Genomic DNA, 14,348 nt, shown 5'->3' on the forward strand with positions numbered 1-14,348 from the left:
ACCAGAAACTGTTGCGGTACCGCGCCGGTTTTTGCGCTTTTAAAGGGCATTGTTTGCTGGCGGGAAACGCGACTCGCGGCCTCGGCTGACCGGAGATTTCTGATTGAGGCAATTTTGCGGCGAATGAGAATGTTTGCAGAGAATCGCAGATCTGGCTTAACAAAACCGTCTGTTCACGCCCTTGCCAGGTCTTCAGGCTGGAGCGGGTGCGTCAGATAACTGGTCTGCAAAAGCAGACAACGTTTCAAAGAAGGCGTGTGACAGACCTCTGGCGACATGAACGCGGAAGGTTCCAGGAGTCTGGTATTGGCAGATCAGGATATGGAAACCTGCAAACAACCATGCACATGAGGCGGAACTGTTAGGGACATCGAGTGCGGCTCCGCGTTTGAGAAGTGCGTGTGCATCTGCGCCGCTGATGTCGAAAACGGTAAGACCCGTTGTCATATCAGACGCTGCCAGCCGGGCATCACTGTTCCAGCCGTCCTGCAGCACCGGGCCGCCGATGCGCAGAACGCGGTCCCGCCGCAGTGAAAGAGCGTAATCCGTCTCGGGCGCGATTTCAGGCCAGCCAATGAGTGGCAGGCCTCCGGAAAGCGCTTCTTTTTGTGGCGCTGGTGCACTGACCATGGTCTGCCGGATGCCCATCACTTCGCGGACATGCAGTGAACCCGTTTTCAACTGCTGCAGGGTGTCTGCCGGCTTTTTCCAGTTCGCGGTGTCGTTACGCATCCAACCGGCTCCCTTCCGGATCAAAGGCTGTGGGTGGTGCCAGCATGACGGGGACCTCTTCGCCCATATGCCAGGCGGCCAGCATCTGCCCGGTACGGGAGGCAGCTGCCTCAACCAACCCAAGCGCGACTGGCCTGCCCAGGGCGGGACTGAAGGTGGACGATGTCACGTAGCCGACTGAAAACCGCCTGCCTTCGCGGTACTCGACAATATGGGCGCCGACCGGCAGCGGCAGCGCGCCCTCCGGCACCTGAAGGCCGGTCAGTTGTTTGCGATCCGGGGATTCCGCCAGAGCGCTGCGCAGGCTGCGGTCGCCGACAAAGGCTGCTTTTTTGCGCGTGCGCGGCTCGGAAAAAGCCAGGTCATGCGGCATGGTTTCACCATCCGTGTCTTTGCCGGTCATGATATACCCTTTCTCCATGCGCAGCACCGAGAGTGCTTCAACTCCGATCAACCTGGCGCCTTGGGTGTCACCAGCGCTCAGAAGTTCATGCAACAGGATGTCACCGACGCTGCAGTCGACAGACAGTTCGAAGCTGAGGTCACCGGTGAAACTGACACGTGCGATCCGCAGTGGTCTGCCGTCGAAAAGACCGGGCCGCCAGGTCATATGCGGAAAGGCATCAGCGGCCAGATTAACGCCTGTATTCAATGCCCCGACGATGCGCCGGGCCTCGGGGCCGGTTACGGTCAGCGTTGCGGCAGTCTGCGTCGTGTCATGAATGAAAACCCGGTCCGGGTCATTTCCGTCCTGCCGCCATGCCTCCAGCATTCCGACAACCGCGTCAGTGTGCCCGGAGGAGCAGGACAGCACAAAGTGTTCATCGGATATGCGCAGCACAACGCCGTCGTCGAAAACAATGCCCTGTTCCGTCAGAAGGAACACATATCTGATCGCACTTGGTTTCAGCGAAGACAGAGTGTTGTAACAGATAAAGTCCAGAAATCCTGCGGCATCCGGCCCCATGACGCTGACGCGCCCAAGTGACGAGGCATCAAAGATCCCTGCGGTGGTTCGTGCCGTTTCAGCTTCTTTCTGAGCGGCCTCCGCGCCGGGCAGGTCGCCATACCATGCAGGCCGCAGCCAGCCGCCGTATTCTCCGAGTGCCGCCCCGTGGTCCCTGTGCCGGTTTTCAAGCGGCAGACGTTTCACTGGATGAAAGAGCTGCCCCGTCTGGGCACCTTTGTAGAGAGACAGGGAAACCGGCACGAAGGGAGGGCGGAACGTGGTCGTGCCGATCTCCGGGATCGACAGGCCCCGCAGCGTGGCCATGGCGGCCAGTCCGGTCACGTTGGATGTTTTGCCCTGGTCCATGGCCATGCCCAGGGTCGTATACCGCTTGAGATGTTCCACAGATGAAAAGTTTTCCCGCGCGGCGACCTCGATGTCTTTCAGGGTGACGTCATGCTGGAAATCAATCCATTGCCGGCCTTTGCGTCCGGGATCGGGCCAGACGGGTGTGATCGAAAAACGGCCGGTCTTTCGGTAGGTGGGCGTATTCCGTCCTGCTGCTTCTGCCTGCTCCAGCGACTGTGTCATGTCAAAAACCCCGTCAGCGGCCCCCACCACCGCAATCCGGGTGGGACCGTTAGCAGGAACAAATGCAGACAGTCCGTTGTGCCATTCCAGTTTGCCACCGGCTTGGCGCCACAGATGTACGACAGGTGTGAGACCACCGGATACCAGCAGAACGTCAGAAAGTTGCTGTTTTCCGCCGTCGAGGATACTGACCTGTCCCCGTTTGCCGGTTGCGGTGATCTCCGCCTGCGCGGCATCAATGCGCTGTACCGTCGCTCCTGCTCGGCTCAGGCGGTCGCACTCAGCATCGGCTGCCGAATGGTTGCTCAGCACGGAAACTGATCGCCCGGCCAGAACGCCATATCGCCCGAGAAAGTCCGCGGCACCCCCAAGAGACATGATCCCCGGCACGTCGTTTCCGGGAAAGGTCAGAGGACGGTCCATGGCACCGGTCGCGAGAATGATGCGCCCGGCGCGCATTCGCCACATGCGTGGCGCGCGCTGACCTGACCTCTGCTGGGAAAGACCTACGAGGTTGTGGTCGTAAATCCCGAACGCCGTTGTCCGGGTCAGAACCCGACCGCCGGCAGAGCGAATGGCTTTCTCATGTGTCGCAGTCCAGTCTGCGGCCGGAACACCGTCAGGGCTGGTTCCGAGGGCCCAAAGGCTCCCGCCGGTTTGCGGGTGATCCTCGACCAGAACCGTGTCTTCCCCACGGGCAGCGGCCGCATTCGCTGCACACAGCCCGGCAGCCCCGCCACCGATCACGAGGACGTCGCACTGATCATCTGCCCTGTCGGCCACAAAGCCTTCAGGCGTTTCTCCCTCGAGGTGCCCCAGACCCGCCATGCGCCGTATCGCCGGTTCAAACAGATGCCAGTCCGGCCACATGAAGGTTTTGTAGTAAAACCCGGCACCAAGAAATCGATGGAACATCCCCACCCCGCTTTTGATGTCAAAGCGGGCTGACGGCCAGGCATTCACGGCACGGACTACCATGCCGTTTTCCAGCGGTGTTGTGGTGCCCTGGCAGTTCGGGAAGGAAACGCCGTTAAGTGTGACGTCAAATATCCCGTTGGGATCGTCACTCCACGCACTCCAGAGCCCGCGCGGACGGTGGTATTTGAAGCTGCGCCCGATGATCCGGACACCGTTGGCCAAAAGCGCCGAGGCGATCGTATCGCCCGGATGGCCGGTGTATTGTTGTCCATCGAACGTGAACGTCAGGGTCCTGCTGCGGTCTGTGACGCCGGGATCGGATATGCGATGCCCGGTCATTTTTCAGGCTCCCTCAGACTGCGCACGCCGAGAACCTCCATGCTGACGCTGTCGCGCTGCATGATGAACAGCTCGCGGCAGGTGAGGTGTATCCACGCCTCATCAACCGCGCCTTTGGTGTTGCGCTGGGCATAAAGGTACCGGGCCCAGTCTTCATCGCTCACCCTGGCTGTCGTATCCGGCCGCGTTTTTCCGGCTTCACCGGCAAACCAGAATTCGCGTTCATCGCGCAAACCACAAAAAGGGCATGGAAACTGCTGCATATCCGGCGCTCCTAGTGCGCGATGCCTGATGCGGCACCCTCGTCAATCAACCGGCTGGTGGTGAATCTGCTCAGATCAAAGGGTGCGCTTATGTCGTGGTGCGTGCCCTCAGCCAGGCAATGGGCAAAGAGGTATCCGCCCGCCGGGATCGCCTTGAAGCCTCCTGTGCCCCACCCGCAGTTGATGAACAGTTCCGGCACAGGTGTGGGACCAATCAGCGGTGAACTGTCTGGCGTGACATCGACAATCCCCGCCCAGTGGCGGAGCAGTTTCAGCCGGGCGATTGCGGGAATGTACTCGACCAGTCCGCCCAGAACGTCTTCCTGAACCGGCAGATTGCCTCGCTGTCCATAGGAGGGAATACGGTCCAGCCCCCCGCCCATAACCAGCCCCCCTTTGTCCGATTGGCTGACGTAGCTGCCGTGCGCCGGAGAGAACGCCACCGTGTCCAGAATGGGTTTGACCGGTTCAGACACAAACGCTTGCAACGCATAGGACTGAATCGGCAGGTCAAAGCCCGCCATTGCAGCAAGATGTGAAGCGTGGCCTGCCGCAGCGACGGCGGTACGACTTGCGCGGATCGTGCCGAGGGTCGTTTCCACTCCTTTGCAGGTGCCACCTTCGAGCACAAATCCGGTAACCTCACAGTTCTGTATGATGTCCACGCCCAGCCGGTCAGCGGCGCGCGCGTATCCCCAGGCGACTGCATCATGCCTGCCGGTGCCCGCACGTCCCTGCCAGACGGCCCCTTCAATGGGCAGGCGGGCGTCGCGGCGATAATTCAGGAGCGGTGCCTTTTTCCGGACCTGATCCCTGTCCAGCAGATCTGCATCCACGCCATTCAGACGCATGGCATTCACTGTTCGGGCTGCTATTTCCATCTCATGCTGGGAATGCGCGATGATCAGCATGCCCCGCTGAGAGAACATAACGTTATAGTTCAGCTCCCGCGACAGACCCTCGTAAAGCTGGACGGACAGATCATAGAGTGCCGCACTTTCCGGATAGAAGTAATTCGACCGTATCACGGTGGTGTTGCGCCCCGTGTTGCCTCCACCGATCCAGCCTTTCTCGAGCAGGGCAATGCGGCGAAGACCGTGCCGTCGGGCAAGATAGTACGCAGTGGCAAGGCCATGTCCGCCGCCGCCCACGATCACGATGTCATATTCATCCTGCGGCCCGGGGCTGCGCCAGGCCGGGCCCCAGCCGGTCTGGTTTCGCAGACCTTCCCGGATCACTCTGAACGCAGAGTACTTGCTCATACAGTCTTTTCCGATTGATATGCTTGCGATGCGGAACGCACAGGTATGGCTGCAGGATTGCAGAAAGTACACTACTGTACGTAAATCAGCGAAACAAGCGCCGGGACACAGCATGGCAGAAAAAAGAAAAGCGGTCGTGGACGTGGACCCAAGCGCCATACCAAGGCCGACTGGATAAAAATCGCACTCGATACTCTCATCTCGGAAGGGGAGGAAAATGTGAAAGTGCTGGTTCTGTCCGCCAAAATGGACACGTCGCGGTCGAGCTTCTACTGGCACTTTGACAGCCGCGCCGATCTGCTGGACGACCTGCTGGAACACTGGCGCAGCACAAATACCCAGGTGATTGTTGATGCGGCCGAAGCGCCGGCAGATACGATAAACGGTGCCATCGTGAACTTTTTCGCCTCCTGGATCAGTAAGGGAAGTTTTGACACGCGGCTCGATTTTGCGGTCCGCGACTGGGCCAGAAGATCCGGTTCGGTGCGGGCTCTGCTGGATAAGTCGGACAATCAGCGCCTTGATGCGCTGACAGAAATGTTCCGGCGGTATGGATATGCGGACGGCGAAAGCGAAGTGCGTGCCCGCATCCTGTATTTCACGCAGATCGGTTATGATGCGCTGGACCAGAAAGAGGACTGGGACACCAGGATCAGCCGTGCCGCGCATTACCTCTATTGTCTGTCGGGCAAAGCACCCGCGGAGGCTGACGTGGAAAGGCTGAACCAGGTTCGGGCCACAACCTGACCATCGCCCAATAAAATACACACATGTACTTTTATGTAGACAGGTACCGGCATTCGTGTGAGCGTCCGGCAGCGTTATCGACGACGCGCCGGAGAGCTTTGTATGACACCGACATCTACATCTTCCTCAAGGCCCGCACGGGGGCGGAGACGCCGGAACCGGGAAAACGGCGTGGCAGTTTTGCGCAAACCAGACTACAGGCAGCTGACGCATCCCTTTCCTGCGCAGAACGTCTTTTCGGACGACGAGGTGTGGGCAATTCACGAGACCGCTTTGCGGGTGCTCGAAGAGCTGGGGCTCCGTGTCCTGTTGCCCGAGGCGCGTAGGATTTTCGCGACTGCCGGTGCCCGAGTTGATAATGACGATATGGTTTTTGTGGGGCGTGACATCGTCGAGGCCGCGCTGGCCACTGCCCCGTCTTCCATCCGGCTGCGCGCTGCCAATCCAGCCCGGGAACAGACCTATGAGCAAGGCGCGATGATCTTCATGCCGGGCGTGGGTTGCCCGAATGCGAATGACGCCGAACGCGGCCGCAGGCCTGGCAGTCTGCGGGATTTTGAGGAAGCGGTAAAACTCTGCCAGAGCTATGATATTATGCATACATTTGGGCCTTTGACGGAGCCGCAGGATGTGCCGGTACACCTCAGGCATTACCAGACGATGCGCGCGCAGATGGAATTCGGGGATAAGCCGCTCTTTCTGTTTTCGCGCGGCAGGGCGCAGGTGGAGCAGGGGTTCGAAATGACACAGACCGCACTGGGTCTGTCGGGCGACGACTTTGAAGACGGCGTCTGGGTGACGACGATCATCAATACAAATTCGCCGCGCATGCTCGACAACCCGATGGCCCAGGGAATTATCGACTTCGCGCGTGCCGGTCAGATGTCAGTCATTACGCCGTTCTGTCTTGCTGGCGCGATGGCGCCTGTCACACCCGCAGGTGCGCTGACGCTGCAGCATGCAGAGGCCCTTTTCGGGATCACGCTCGCCCAGCTGGCGCGGCCGGGTGCGCCGGTCAGCTACGGTGGGTTCAGCTCGAACGTTCATATGAAATCCGGGGCACCGGCCTTTGGCACCCCGGAGCATATCAAGATGCAGATCGGGGGCGGGCAACTGGCGCGGCTGATCGGGTTGCCCTGGCGTACGGCATCGGGTTCGGCCTCTAACGTCGCGGACATGCAATCGAGCATGGAGACGGTCATGGGGCTGTGGGGCGGATCACTGGCCCATGGAACACTGATTGTGCATTCGGCTGGCTGGCTGGAAGGGGGGCTGACCTTTGGCTATGAGAAGTTCATCAATGACATTGAAGCGCTGCAGGTGTTCGCTGAGCTCTCCACGCGCCCGCGGGCGGACGCCGAAGAGATCGGCTTTGACGCGCTGCAGGACGTCCAGCCTGGCGGGCACTTTTTTGCGACTGATCACACAATGGCGCGCTACAACACGGAATTTTACGAGAGCATTGTTGCTGACCTGAATAATTTCGGTACGTGGTCTGAGGCCGGGGCACGCACTTCTGCAGATCGTGCAACAGATGTCTGGAAAGACAAACTGGCAAACTTTGAGCAACCTGCAGGTGCAGTAGAAGCAACTGAGCGTCTGGCACCTTGGATTGAGAACGCAATCCGCAATGGTGGTGCCCCGCCATTGGACTGACGCGGCACTTGCAGTTTGCACTCCACAGCCTTCCCGCGCGGGAGGAAACGCCATGAAAGATCAATCTGACCAGCGCGCTGGGTTTTATTCGGAGGCAGACTGCCGACATCAGCGCTGCGTTTCCCGCGCATGTACATGCGCTGTCGCCGGTTCTTACCCTGCAGGGGGCAGTTGCACATACCGATATGCCGATAGAAAGCGGGTCAACAAAACTGCTGCCCAATTCGCAGGCGTATCTGCCCGGGTATGCTGCCTGGCGCCGGGATGATTCCCGCGCGTTTTTCGAGGAGAACTACGTTCAGTTACCGCTGGCAAAAGGTGACGCTGTGTTTTTCAGTCCTGCGCTGTTCCATGCGGCGGGTGCCAATACGTCAGCCGATATCCAGCGCCTCGCTAACCTGCTGCAGATTTCTTCACCATTCGGGCGCGCGATGGAGACGCTCGACCGGACTGCTATGTGTAATGCTCTTTATCCGTTGGTCCGGGCTGCGGCCGATGCTGGCCGGTTGACCGCTGCAGAAGTCAGCGCAGTGATCGCGGCAACTGCCGAAGGGTATTGATTTCCCACGAACCTCGACCGTGACCCACCCGTCGGCGGCCTCGCTCAACAGACGCAGCAGGCGTATTTTCATGAAGCTCTGGAAACAGGGATGTCTGCGGAAGACTTTACGTCTGGTCTCTCGCAGATGGATGCCCGCCGCCTCCCGTGAGGCGACGGGTATTTTTTCAGACTGTGCCGCCCAGACTGCCTTCGAGCGTTGCCATTTCTTGGCCGCCCGCCATCATGTCCTGAAGCTCCTCGGGTGTGATTTCACCCCTTACAGCAGTTCCCAGGGTCTGGCCGCGATTGAGCACCGTGAAACGGTCGCCCACGGCCATAGCGTGACGCACATTGTGCGTAATGAATACCACGGCGATGCCCTGCTTGCGGACCTTGTCGATCGTGGCCAGCACGTTGGACGTCTGCCGGACACCCAGAGCCGATGTCGGCTCATCGAGGATGAGCACCTTGGCACCGAAGTGAACGGCCCGGGCAATCGCAACAGTCTGACGTTCCCCGCCGGACAATGTGCCTACGGCCTGATCCGGGCCGCGCAGGTTGATACCCATTTTGCGCATTTCTTCCATGGTGATGCGATTGGCATAGTCATGGTCAAAAAAGCTCAGCCCAGCCACTTTCTTCAGAGGTTCATTGCCCATGAAGAAATTGCGGCTCACGGACATCAGCGGGATCATCGCCAGGTGCTGGTGCACAGTCGCGATACCGGCCGAAATCGCATCACGCGGATCGGCAAAGTCGAGCGGTTTGCCCTCGAAAATGATCTCACCGCTCGTGGGCTTGTGCACGCCGGACATCGTTTTGATGAAGGTCGACTTCCCCGCGCCGTTGTCGCCCAGCAGGCAGTGACATTCGCCCGGGAACACATCCACCGACACACCGGCCAGAGCAATAACACTGCCGAAATGCTTCTGGATGCCTTTCATCTGAATGATCGGATCTGACATATCAGCGCTCCCCCGTGATGATGCGGCGGATGTAGGTGTTCAGAATCACCGCAAAGAGCAGGATGACCCCGAGGAAAACCCGGAACAGCGAGCTTTCCACTCCGGCAAAGAAAAGTCCCTGCTGAACGACACCGAAAATCAAAGCGCCGAGCGCGGCACCGATGACAGAGCCGTATCCACCGGTCAGCAGTGCGCCGCCGATGACCACTGCGATGATCGCCTCAAACTCCTTTAGGAGGCCGCGGTCGGCACCGGCGGAGCCGAACTCCATCACCTGGCAGACTGCGAAAACGGTGGCGCAGAATGCGGTGAACATGAACATCAGGATTTTGACCTTGTTCACAGGTACACCTGAATTGCGTGCGGCTTCGGCATCGCCGCCGGACGCAAAGATCCAGTTCCCGAAGCGGGTTTTCGTCAGCAGGACGTGGCCAAATACGATGAGGATGATGGCCCATACTATCAGCATCGGAATGCCATCGACAACCGGTTGTCCGGCGCGCGACCCGCGCTCAAAAACACCGATAATGCCCATGTCGCCAAGCCACTGAAACAGAGGCTGACCGATTTTCCCGCCAAAGACCGGAGCAAGCCAGTCACCTTCGGCAGCATCCCGGATGCCGCCAATAATCGTTTTGCGCTCGACCGTCTGGGGAATGTAAATCGTGAAGCCGCGCAGAATGAACAGGAACGCCAGCGTCACGATAAAGCTGGGCAGTCCCGTACGCACCACGATCCAGCCGTTCAGCGCACCCAGCGCGCTGCAGATGACGAACGTGATGATAATGGCCATCCACATGGGCCACGCCAGAACCACACCGAATACGGCGATCATCATGCCGGCGAAGCCGATCATGGATCCAACGCTGAGATCAAATTCACCGGAAATCATCAGCAGGCAGGCACCGACGGCGATGATCATGAACTGGGCGGAAACGATGGTCCAGTTCAGAACCCCCTGACTGTTGAACATACCGCTGTCAAAAGCGAACAGGGCAAAAAGAGTGAAAACAGCGACTGTGCCGACGATACCGCCCAGTTCGGGCCGGATCAGGGCCTGCCGCAAAGGAGATATGTCCTTTATTCGCTCGTCTGTATCAGTAGATTCTGCCATTGCGTGTCCCCCGGCTTGCAGAATGAGAAAAAAAGGGCGGCCCTCCTGTTCAGAAGGCCGCCCCGTAAGTCCGGATATCAGCGGTATTCGCCGGCGAACTCTTCAACTTTGGTCAGGCCGTCTTTGGTCACAAAGCCCGGGCCGGAGTTGATGTTGTTGCCCGGCAGGACGCCATAGCGGTCCCAGTTTGCCAGGATCACAACGGGCATATACGCCTGCAGGAAAGGCTGCTGGTCGATACCCCAGTTGATGGTGCCGTCCTTGATGCCTTTGACGATTTCTTCGCCGAGGTCAAAGGTACCGAAGTGGATATCACCGGCCATGCCGTTTTCCTGCAGCGCCGCGATGGTCGGGTCGGCGGAAACCGGGCCCAGTGTCAGGATACCGTCAACGTCAGGGTTCGCGGAAAGATAGGCCAGAACCTTGTTCTTGATCTCCGACGGGTCGGTGCCGCTGTCCATCATTGCGTCGCCAAGGTCGATGCCCAGGCCATCCGCGTAGCCGCGGCAGCGTTCGCCCACTGTGGGTTGCTGGATCGCGTGGTTCACGCAGAGGAAGTTGGTCACGCCTTCGCCTTTGGCGCGGACGCCGGCCGCAAAGCCCGCGTCATATTCCGGCTGACCAACGTACATCAGAGCACCGATTTCACGGGCCTGCTCTGGCGTACCAGTGTTCATGATGATCACATCGATGCCCTGATCGACGGCGTTCTGGATCGGGCCTTTAAGCACGTCAAAGTCGGCCAGTGTCGTGATGATGCCATCGGGGCCGGAAGCAGCGGCCTGCTCGATGATGCGGGCCATGTCCGCGATGTCACCGGTCGGCGGGTTGCGGTACTCAACGTCGGCACCAACCTGTTCGCCTGCAAGGGCGATACCGTTCTTGATGGTGTTCCACCACGTGTCGCTGTCAGGCGCGTGGCTGACCAGAATGTACTTTTCACCTTCGGCCGCAGCAGTCTGCGCCGTCATGAAAGGTGCGGCAACGATGGCTGTCGCAAGCACCAGCTTCTTCATCAGTGTTGTCATGTTTTTCCTCCCGGGATTTACCGTTTTCATGGCAAAAGAGTGGCCTGTGCCACCTCTGTGAATCGACTTAAGCACAGTCGAATTTAGTTTGCAACCGGTTGCAAAAATCGACTGTAGATTTCATAGTTGGTCAAACTGATGCTCAGAGACTGACCTGACGGGTCCGGAAAATACTGATTTATGGCCATTACGCTGAAAGAAGTTGCTGAACGTGCGGGAGTTTCCCGGTCGGCTGTTTCGCGAACCTTTACCGATGGTGCTTCGGTCTCGGAAAAAATGCGCCGCAAGGTCGAAAAGGCCGCCCGTGATCTGGGCTACAGTCCGAATGCGCTGGCGTCTTCTCTGACAACCGGACGCACAAAGCTGATCGGTCTGGTGTCGAATAACTTTCATAACCCGATTTTTCTGCAGGTCTTTGATCTGTTCACGCGCGGGCTGCAGGACCGTGGTCTGCGACCGCTTCTTGTGAACCTGTCTGATGAAACGGATCCGGAGGCCTCGGTCCGGATGCTGCGTCAGTATTCGGTGGACGGCGCTGTGGTGGCGTCATCAACCCTGTCGCCGGAGTTTGCCAAGGCATTCCGGGACGCGCGGGTTCCGGTGGTGCACAGTTTCGGACGGCACACGACGACCCCTGAGGTGCATGTGGTTGGCATCGACAATGTCGAATGTGGCCGTATGGCTGCGCGAACCCTGATTGCGCGCGGATACCGGCGCATCGGGTTTCTGGGCGGACCCGAAGATGCAACATCGACGCAGGACCGTTTCGCGGGATTTATGGGAGAGCTTGAAAAGCACCCGGGCCTCACTCTGTCGCACAGTTTTGCTGAGGCATATTCATTCAACGCGGGCCGTGCGGAAATGTTGCGGCTGCTCAGCCGGAAACCGGCGGAAGCCTATTTCTGCGGAGACGATGTTCTGTCGATCGGTGTGCTGTCCGCGATCACAGACAGCGGTCTGTCAGTGCCGGACGATATCGGGCTGATCGGGCTGAACGATATGGAAATGGCGGGGTGGCAGAACATAAACCTCACGACCATCCACCAGCCGATCCGCCAGATCGTAAACTCATCTATCGAGCTGATGGTGGCTATGCTCGACGAGCCGGACCGCTACCCTGAGGCACGGATCTTTCCCTGTTCGATTGTTGAGCGGGGCACGCTGCGCCCCGCTGACTGAACGCCTTACCGAAACATAGGTGGCCGCGCGTCGACCCATGTGCCGCCTGCCCCGGCTGATTCCACAGCTGCGTAAACCGCCGCCATAGAACGCAGGCCATCGGAGGCCGAAGGCAGGGCGCTGCGGGTTTCCCCACGGATCGCGGCGGCCAGATCGACGTAGATATTCGCCACGGCAAGCGGGAACCCTTCAGGGTGGGCTATGGCCACACGGGACAACCGACCTGCTTCGTCCGACAGGCTGCCCTCGCCCTTCTCCATGATCTGCGTGCGCCCTCCGACAGGTGTGTAGAACACCTGGTTTGGCTGTTCGGATGCCCACCGCAAACCGCCTGTTTCTCCGAAAACCTGAATGTCGAAGCCGTGCTGACGGCCGATCGCCACGGACGATGTCCAGAGACGGCCAACCGTCCCGCCGGACATCCGGAAGTTGACCATGGCGTCGTCCTCCAGCGTGCGTGTCGGAATGGTGGACGCGAAATCGGCGGAGACTGACGTGACTTCATCTCCCGCGATGAACCCGGCCATATGCAGAGCATGAATGCCACAGTCGGCAAACTGTCCCGACACACCGGCCATCGCCGGATCATAGCGCCAGCGCACACGGGGATTGTCCGCGTCGGTGGCGTCGCCGTGGTGACCGTGGCTGAAATTTGTCACAACCAGACGGACTTTGCCGATGTCCCCGCTGGCCACCATATGCCGCATCTCGCGCACCATCGGATAAGCCGAATAACAGTAATTCACGGCGCATATCTTGCCCGAGGCTTCGGCCACGCGCACGATTTCCTCGCCTTCCTCCACCGTCATCGTCATCGGCTTTTCGCACAGTACGTTAAAACCCGCTTCGAGGAACGCTTTGGTGATCTCAAAATGCGTGGAGTTCGGTGTTGCAACGGTCACCAGGTCCACACGGTCTGTGCGGTCCTTTTCGCCGGCGAGCATCTCCTGCCAGTTGGCGTAGGCGCGATCAGAGGCCACGCCAAGGCTCTGTGCATAAGCACGCCCTTTTTCTGCGTCCACGTCCAGCGCGCCGGCGGCGAGAACAAAGTTGCCATCTGCCTGTGCGCCGAGGCGGTGCGCCGGTCCGATCTGGCTGCCTTCGCCGCCACCGATCATACCCCAGTTCAGTTTTGTCATCTGAAGTATCCTTCAGTTAAAGCCAATAGATTCAAGGTATTCACGGTTTGCACGCGCGTCTCCAACCGGGTCGGGATCGAGCGTCGGGTCGCAATCCTGTTCGACTGTGCACCAGCCTTCAAAGCCTGCGTCCAGCAGGGTCTGGCGTACCGCTGTGAAGTCGACATCGCCCTGGCCGAGGTTGCAGAAAATGCCCTGGCCACAGGCGTCATAAAAACCAGTGCGTTTCGCAATGACGTCCGCCTTCACTGCCGGGTCAATATCCTTGAAATGCATGTAGGATATCCGAGCAATGTGACGTTTCATAAAGGCGACGGGGTCGAACCCGGCATAGGAGTGATGACCGGTGTCAAAGCAGATTTTCAGAATGCTCTCGTCCACTTCGTCCAGCAGTCTTTCCAGTTCCGGCTCAAAGTCCATGAAGCCAGCGGCGTGAGCGTGGATGCCTACGGTCAGCCCGTATTCCTCGGCGCCCATCCGGGCCACGGTTGCAATGCGGTCGCGGTACGCAGCCCATTCGGCGGCATCCATCTGTTCTGCTTCGGCTGCGCGGCCGGCTGTGGGGGCGCGGCGCTCGGAAATGGAATCGATCAGAACAAGGTGCTTCGCCCCATGAGCCACGAGCGCCTTACAGGTCCGCACTGAACCATCAATCACATCATCCCAGGCTGCCGCATCGTGAAACGGGCGGAACACCACGCCGCCGATCAGCTCAAGATCGTTCTCGGCCAGCGCATCGCGCAGCACGGCTGGATCTTCGGGCATGAAGCCTACCGGGCCAAGTTCGATCCCCTTGTACCCGGCGTCCGCGCAGTCTTTGAGCACGGACCGCCAGGTCGGATTACGCGGATCATCCGCAAATTCCACGCCCCATGAGCAGGGCGCATTGCCAATACGGATTGTCATGTCTGGGGTTCCTTTCCCA

At 59.3% G+C, this 14,348-nt stretch carries 12 protein-coding genes and 1 pseudogene; 4 read left to right on the forward strand and 9 right to left on the reverse strand.

Annotated elements, in window-relative coordinates; all coding sequences use genetic code 11:
- Window positions 1–192: 192 nt before the first annotated feature.
- Genes ACZ1HA_RS19970 through ACZ1HA_RS19985 form a run of 4 tightly spaced genes read right to left on the reverse strand, consistent with a single transcriptional unit; the run spans window position 193 to window position 5,054 of the window.
- On the reverse strand, window positions 193–732 hold the full coding sequence (locus tag ACZ1HA_RS19970; protein ID WP_472715145.1) for a hypothetical protein: 540 nt from the start codon (window positions 730–732) through the stop codon (window positions 193–195).
- Window positions 725–3,529, reverse strand: a complete 2,805-nt coding sequence (locus ACZ1HA_RS19975) for a 2Fe-2S iron-sulfur cluster-binding protein (RefSeq protein WP_472715146.1) — start codon at window positions 3,527–3,529, stop codon at window positions 725–727. The genes ACZ1HA_RS19970 and ACZ1HA_RS19975 overlap by 8 nt, the downstream gene beginning before the upstream one ends.
- Complete coding sequence (locus ACZ1HA_RS19980; protein WP_472715147.1) at window positions 3,526–3,792, reverse strand: sarcosine oxidase subunit delta; 267 nt, start codon at window positions 3,790–3,792, stop codon at window positions 3,526–3,528. The genes ACZ1HA_RS19975 and ACZ1HA_RS19980 overlap by 4 nt, the downstream gene beginning before the upstream one ends.
- A gap of 11 nt (window positions 3,793–3,803) precedes the next feature.
- Complete coding sequence (locus ACZ1HA_RS19985) at window positions 3,804–5,054, reverse strand: sarcosine oxidase subunit beta family protein (RefSeq protein WP_472715148.1); 1,251 nt, start codon at window positions 5,052–5,054, stop codon at window positions 3,804–3,806.
- A 219-nt stretch (window positions 5,055–5,273) separates the two neighbouring features.
- Here ACZ1HA_RS19985 and ACZ1HA_RS19990 point away from each other — a divergent pair, with 219 nt between their 5' ends.
- From ACZ1HA_RS19990 to ACZ1HA_RS20000, 3 genes and pseudogenes are all read left to right on the forward strand, one after another.
- The gene (locus tag ACZ1HA_RS19990; protein WP_472715149.1) at window positions 5,274–5,801 is read left to right on the forward strand and encodes a TetR/AcrR family transcriptional regulator; all 528 of its coding nucleotides are present in this window, start codon (window positions 5,274–5,276) and stop codon (window positions 5,799–5,801) included.
- Window positions 5,802–5,903: 102 nt separating this feature from the next.
- The gene (locus tag ACZ1HA_RS19995) at window positions 5,904–7,457 is read left to right on the forward strand and encodes a trimethylamine methyltransferase family protein (protein WP_472715150.1); all 1,554 of its coding nucleotides are present in this window, start codon (window positions 5,904–5,906) and stop codon (window positions 7,455–7,457) included.
- Window positions 7,458–7,534: 77 nt separating this feature from the next.
- A pseudogene (locus tag ACZ1HA_RS20000) lies at window positions 7,535–8,167 on the forward strand (phytanoyl-CoA dioxygenase family protein); the annotation flags it as partial.
- A gap of 16 nt (window positions 8,168–8,183) precedes the next feature.
- Here the strand turns inward: ACZ1HA_RS20000 and ACZ1HA_RS20005 are convergent.
- The 3 genes from ACZ1HA_RS20005 to ACZ1HA_RS20015 all read right to left on the reverse strand — a co-directional run bounded on the left by ACZ1HA_RS20005 (window position 8,184) and on the right by ACZ1HA_RS20015 (window position 11,105).
- Entirely contained in the window at window positions 8,184–8,963 is a 780-nt protein-coding gene (locus ACZ1HA_RS20005) for an ATP-binding cassette domain-containing protein (protein WP_472715151.1), read from the reverse strand.
- 1 nt (window position 8,964) lies between these two features.
- Window positions 8,965–10,077 carry an ABC transporter permease gene (locus tag ACZ1HA_RS20010; protein WP_375228960.1) on the reverse strand — a complete coding sequence of 371 codons (1,113 nt, stop codon included), beginning with the start codon at window positions 10,075–10,077 and terminating at the stop codon, window positions 8,965–8,967.
- Between the two features lie 77 nt (window positions 10,078–10,154).
- Complete coding sequence (locus tag ACZ1HA_RS20015; protein ID WP_375228959.1) at window positions 10,155–11,105, reverse strand: sugar ABC transporter substrate-binding protein; 951 nt, start codon at window positions 11,103–11,105, stop codon at window positions 10,155–10,157.
- Window positions 11,106–11,285: 180 nt separating this feature from the next.
- On the opposite strand from ACZ1HA_RS20015, the gene ACZ1HA_RS20020 reads away from it, so the two are divergent.
- Entirely contained in the window at window positions 11,286–12,284 is a 999-nt protein-coding gene (locus ACZ1HA_RS20020; RefSeq protein WP_375228958.1) for a LacI family DNA-binding transcriptional regulator, read from the forward strand.
- A 5-nt stretch (window positions 12,285–12,289) separates the two neighbouring features.
- On the opposite strand, the gene ACZ1HA_RS20025 is transcribed toward ACZ1HA_RS20020, so the two are convergent.
- On the reverse strand, window positions 12,290–13,423 hold the full coding sequence (locus ACZ1HA_RS20025) for a Gfo/Idh/MocA family protein (protein ID WP_472715152.1): 1,134 nt from the start codon (window positions 13,421–13,423) through the stop codon (window positions 12,290–12,292).
- 12 nt (window positions 13,424–13,435) lie between these two features.
- Window positions 13,436–14,329: a TIM barrel protein gene (locus tag ACZ1HA_RS20030; protein ID WP_375228956.1), complete on the reverse strand. Its 894-nt coding sequence runs from the start codon at window positions 14,327–14,329 to the stop codon at window positions 13,436–13,438.
- Window positions 14,330–14,348 lie beyond the last annotated feature (19 nt).

It is taken from the genome of Roseobacter sp. S87, assembly GCF_055693285.1.

Coding starts and splice junctions, on each gene's coding strand:
- ACZ1HA_RS19975 (WP_472715146.1), bottom strand. CDS start 3,529: ATGACCGGGCATCGCATATCCGATCCCGGCGTCACAGACCGCAGCAGG.
- ACZ1HA_RS19980 (WP_472715147.1), bottom strand. CDS start 3,792: ATGCAGCAGTTTCCATGCCCTTTTTGTGGTTTGCGCGATGAACGCGAA.
- ACZ1HA_RS20005 (WP_472715151.1), bottom strand. CDS start 8,963: ATGTCAGATCCGATCATTCAGATGAAAGGCATCCAGAAGCATTTCGGC.
- ACZ1HA_RS20030 (WP_375228956.1), bottom strand. CDS start 14,329: ATGACAATCCGTATTGGCAATGCGCCCTGCTCATGGGGCGTGGAATTT.
- ACZ1HA_RS19970 (WP_472715145.1), bottom strand. CDS start 732: ATGCGTAACGACACCGCGAACTGGAAAAAGCCGGCAGACACCCTGCAG.
- ACZ1HA_RS20010 (WP_375228960.1), bottom strand. CDS start 10,077: ATGGCAGAATCTACTGATACAGACGAGCGAATAAAGGACATATCTCCT.
- ACZ1HA_RS20015 (WP_375228959.1), bottom strand. CDS start 11,105: ATGACAACACTGATGAAGAAGCTGGTGCTTGCGACAGCCATCGTTGCC.
- ACZ1HA_RS19995 (WP_472715150.1), top strand. CDS start 5,904: ATGACACCGACATCTACATCTTCCTCAAGGCCCGCACGGGGGCGGAGA.
- ACZ1HA_RS19985 (WP_472715148.1), bottom strand. CDS start 5,054: ATGAGCAAGTACTCTGCGTTCAGAGTGATCCGGGAAGGTCTGCGAAAC.
- ACZ1HA_RS20025 (WP_472715152.1), bottom strand. CDS start 13,423: ATGACAAAACTGAACTGGGGTATGATCGGTGGCGGCGAAGGCAGCCAG.
- ACZ1HA_RS20020 (WP_375228958.1), top strand. CDS start 11,286: ATGGCCATTACGCTGAAAGAAGTTGCTGAACGTGCGGGAGTTTCCCGG.